Annotated in this window: 1 protein-coding gene and 1 pseudogene; both read right to left on the minus strand. The window is 53.8% G+C overall.

Annotated elements, in window-relative coordinates; all coding sequences use genetic code 11:
- Positions 1-125: 125 nt before the first annotated feature.
- Positions 126-257: pseudogene (locus tag F1542_RS16975) on the minus strand (transposase); the annotation flags it as partial.
- 76 nt (positions 258-333) lie between these two features.
- On the minus strand, positions 334-513 hold a 180-nt coding region (locus tag F1542_RS16980; protein WP_193733983.1), incomplete at its 5' end, for a transposase.

Raw genomic sequence — 513 nt, forward strand, 5'->3', positions numbered from 1 at the left:
ACAATGGCTCTGGACATATAACCATGACAGACCCAACATGGGGAACAGCGGGCTAACCCCCGCCCAGAAACTAAAAACAGCTGCCTGAATTCTCATTCAGCACCCCACTAAAAATGGGGGGATTACCGTGGTCTGCCCAGCCGTTTCTTCTCGGGCATCAGCGGCGCAATCAGCGCCCACTCCGCATCGCGCAGGTCGCTTGCATATTCCAGGTCGTCCCTTTGATACTGCGCGCGGGTGATTTCAGTCCAGGCCATCTTGATCTCATCAGGTTCTCGCAAACCCATGAATCATAACCTGCTGAAATCACTCAACTCATTTTCGGTCAGACACTTAGAGCCCGATCCGAAAGTTTTTCAAGCTTGATAATGCCTTGCTGTCCGTCGGTCGTGTGAGCATGCGGATCGAGGCGATCAATGTCCATGCGGTTGAGGAAGCAATGGACTTTTCCCAATCTTTGGCGAGCCGCCTGCACCGTCCCAGCCAGGCGAATGTTCGTTCAACCACCCAGCG

This window comes from Komagataeibacter sp. FXV3 (assembly GCF_015155755.1).
Classification (GTDB): domain Bacteria; phylum Pseudomonadota; class Alphaproteobacteria; order Acetobacterales; family Acetobacteraceae; genus Komagataeibacter.